Raw genomic sequence first — 589 nt, 5'->3', positions numbered from 1 at the left:
GGTCCATTCCGGACACATAGGTTACGGTTTATATCGGAGACATGGGTAACACTTTTGGCCCGAAGGGGTTTTGGAGTGGTTCGAGCCTGCATGTCTCATCATCGAAGTAGCCCAAATCATAATCCATGAAGGAAGCCAGCCAGATATGGTCCTCGACCTGTTTGATGCCGACGGTCTGGCCGGCAAAGACGAGGCTGAGGTTGATCTTCTTGCGATTGTAGCAGATGCGGCCGCAGGTGGTGACGGTGACGGCCTTGTCGTGAAACGGATAATCGAGATCCGGCAGGCCGGCATAGATGCGCGGTGACGGCGTGTAGCGCTCGGCTGGACAGGCCATGTCGAGCGCCTGATGTGGGCGTTCTGAGTTGAACTCATTGATGAAGTCATCGAACCTGGCCTGCTGCTGCAGGAAATTGGCGCCAGCCGGTTTGGTGGTTTCCTTCTTGAGAGTCAGGTGCATGCGCTCATGGCGCCCGTTCTGCTGCGGACAGCCCGGCTGGATGCGCTCGATGTCGATGCCCAGGCGCAGCCACCAGACCGACAGTTTGCTGAGATTGAACAGCGCGTTTGGGCTGGCAAAGGGAACGCC

At 57.6% G+C, this 589-nt stretch carries 1 protein-coding gene; it reads right to left on the bottom strand.

Going from position 1 to position 589, the window contains the following annotated elements; translation table 11 throughout:
* Positions 1 to 28: 28 nt before the first annotated feature.
* Positions 29 to 589 (bottom strand): integrase core domain-containing protein (locus tag NKI96_RS32480; protein WP_352807794.1); only part of this gene is annotated, 561 nt, incomplete at its 5' end.

The sequence above is a fragment of the Mesorhizobium sp. M0292 genome (assembly GCF_040321695.1).
GTDB lineage: Bacteria > Pseudomonadota > Alphaproteobacteria > Rhizobiales > Rhizobiaceae > Mesorhizobium.
This window is presented reverse-complemented; position numbering and strand designations above follow the sequence as displayed.